The sequence below is a fragment of the Xanthomonas arboricola pv. populi genome (assembly GCF_002939945.1).
GTDB classification, from domain to species: Bacteria; Pseudomonadota; Gammaproteobacteria; order Xanthomonadales; family Xanthomonadaceae; genus Xanthomonas; species Xanthomonas arboricola_A.
In genome coordinates this window covers 1-2,434 of record NZ_MDEB01000020.1, presented here as the reverse complement: position 1 = coordinate 2,434, position 2,434 = coordinate 1, and the positions used below count along the sequence as shown (strand labels likewise).

Annotated in this window: 2 protein-coding genes; both read left to right on the top strand. The window is 56.3% G+C overall.

Annotation, left to right across the window (positions count from 1 at the left end; genetic code table 11):
• Nucleotides 1-607: 607 nt before the first annotated feature.
• Nucleotides 608-1,849, top strand: a 1,242-nt coding sequence (locus tag XaplCFBP3123_RS21080; RefSeq protein ID WP_216361756.1) for a hypothetical protein, incomplete at its 5' end; no start/stop codon positions are given.
• A gap of 11 nt (nucleotides 1,850-1,860) precedes the next feature.
• A complete protein-coding gene (locus XaplCFBP3123_RS21390) occupies nucleotides 1,861-2,199 on the top strand; it encodes a hypothetical protein (RefSeq protein WP_133125682.1) in 339 nt (112 codons plus the stop codon).
• The last annotated feature ends 235 nt before the right edge of the window (nucleotides 2,200-2,434 follow it).

Sequence of the window (2,434 nt, the reverse complement as noted above, 5' to 3'; positions counted from 1 at the left end):
GCACGTTGGGGATGATCATCATGGTGGTCGTGGCCGTGGTGGTGACGTACTTCACTGCCGGCGCGACCGGCGCCTACTTTACTGCGGCATTGAATGCCACTGCCACTACGGCAGGTGCGGCGGCTGCATCAGCGGCAACATGGGCAGTTGCTGGTGCAGCAGGCTCAGCCGTCAGCCAAGGCGTTGGCAGTGCGATGGGCCAGACCAGCTTCAGCTGGCGCAATGTGGCGGCCAGTGCAATCGCCAGCGGAGCAACAGCTGGATTCAGCACCGCCGTTTCCGCAAGTGTGGGGCCCGTCGTCGGTGCGATGAGCACAGCAGCAGTCGGCAATGTCAGTAACTACCTTGCCAATCGATTGGTCGGTAACGAGGCGAGCTTCAGTTGGCGCAGCGTGGCAGCTAGCGCGGTGACTGCGGGTATCACGCAGCAACTGGCGCCGACGATTGCGCGGTCCATTGGTGTGGACACGATGAAGTATGGTCAGGCAACCGTGGCCGGTATCACCGGGGGCGTGGTCAGTGCTTCCTTGCGCAGAGGGTCTATCGATTACACCGATCTGGCAGTCGATGCTTTCAGCAATGTACTGGTCAACTCGTTGACACAGANGCACCTGGCAGATATGTCAGAGACCGTAATGGTGACCTGACGCTGGACACTGTCGAGGTCAGAGCCACGCGCAGCAACATATCTAGCATCCAGATCCGCGCAAGCGATCAAGAACTGCATGACCAAGCGTTGATGCGTGCGGTCGGTGCACAGACGGTGGAGAACATCCGTGCCGACCGTCGCCGTAGCAATGCCATTGACGTAGGAGCATTCCAACGCAGCAACGCGCTGGATATCGGTGCGATCAACGCCGCACGCATGGCGCCTGCGACTGCACAGCCGGTGGCGCCGATGCCGGTCAATCGGGAGGCCATTCCGGTCGAGCCCAACAGCATCAGCGGGTGGGAAGTTGCAGGTTCCTTCGTTGAGGGCGTCGGCAATGCATTTGTAGGGGTTGGGCGCGAAGTTGCCGATACGCCGCTGCGGGTGGGCGACATGGTACTGGCTGCAGCAGCAGTGACCACAAACCTCTTTAGAGAAGAGGGTGACTATTGGCTGCCTGAGATGAACAGCGGCATGTCGCGTGACTACGAACGCTCAGGCCAGACGTGGGACCAGTTCGCGCTGGATCACAATCCGCTGTACGCCGCAACCGTGGGTCTGGGCACCGCGATTGGCAACGGGGCCGGTGCAGCGATTGTGGACAACGATTACCGTCCTCTCGCGAATTTGGGTGGAGAGTTTGCCGGCGGCTTGCTGGTCGGCAAGGCCATGAACCGATACGGCAACTATGGCGTGATGATTGATGACATTGGTGCCAGCGGGCTTGGGCGATCGCAGGCTGGCAGTGTTGGGGTTAGGTTTGGTAGGGTTGTGGAAAGTGCAGTCACACGAGAAGGTATCGTCGGTAGTCTGGGTGAGATAGTCGATTCTCATCTCCAGACTATTTCGAAGTTGGACGCGGACGCTTTGGTTGGCTTCCGTGGAAGCTTGGCTCGCGGATTCAAAGGTGAGCACAAGGGCGGAAAGCCATTCAATCCTGGCGACTTTGACGTTGATGCTTTTATTGTGAGCGACAAGCTGGCTTCCCAATTCGGGAGTAGAGTGCGTTTTCGCAGTGGGGCCGAGATTGATGGGGTTGCAGGCGTTCAGAGTTCGATTGATAATTCCCTTCGCCAGAATCCCGCATTTAAAGGCCTTCGCGAAGAACCGTTTACGTTCCGCATATACACTCAGCAAGAGATTATGCGTCTTCAGGCCAAACCTGATGCGCAAATTTTCTTTCTTAAGCCCCAGCCATGATGAGTTTTTCTATGAAAAAGTTTGCACATGTTGGCATAGAGCCGGTAGGTGATTTGCCCGCGACAGCGGAAATATTAGGTAGTGTCCTTGGTGGTTTAATTTTTGTCGAAGACACCATGGGACGGTATTGTGAATTTCCTGCATATGTGGTTGAGCGTGATGGTCTCCGCTATGCATTGCTTGGAGTTCCCGCTCCAGAGAATGATCTCAGGGAGGAAAAAACAAATGACTTTGAATTGATGGTCGAACCTTCAATTCCGCAAGGCGATGGTGCGAAAACTGACATTTCGGATTCTTTGATTTCAAGAATAGAAGCAGAGGGGCGTTTGAAATGTTGGTCGCTGCAGTGAGAAATAGCTCGATTCTTTAGGGCTACACCCACACCTACCGCTACACCTACCAGGGTGCGGAGACCTACCTCACCCAGCAGGTCATCGGCACCAGCACGCACAAGGACTTCAAAACCAGCAACAGCACCAGCACCTACGATGCGTGGGACAAGCTGCTGTCGGTGCGCGAGAACACGCCGGGTGGTAAGGTCGATGACCGGCTGCGGTATTTCACGATGGATGCGGAGGGCAACAT